Source organism: Rhodococcus sp. AC861 (genome assembly GCF_979256035.1).
Map to the genome: position 1 here is coordinate 1 of NZ_CEEDMW010000070.1, position 252 is coordinate 252.

Here is a 252-nt window from a genome sequence, read left to right on the forward strand (position 1 = left end):
CACTCGTGACCACTTCACGCGGCACAGGCGAGTTAATCCTGCAGGCGCTGGAGAGCGGCGCGACAAACATTATTATCGGCATTGGCGGTAGCGCTACAAATGATGGCGGCGCAGGCATGGTACAGGCGCTGGGGGCGAAATTATGCGACGCCAACGGCAATGAAATTGGTTTTGGCGGCGGTAGTCTTAATACTCTGAATGATATTGATATTTCCGGCCTCGATCCGCGCTTAAAAGATTGCGTCATTCGCG

At 54.0% G+C, this 252-nt stretch carries 1 protein-coding gene; it reads left to right on the top strand.

What is annotated here, in order from left to right; translation table 11 throughout:
• Window positions 1-252: glycerate kinase (locus tag AC0IX4_RS23185; protein ID WP_471831430.1), on the top strand; the 252-nt coding region annotated here is incomplete at both ends.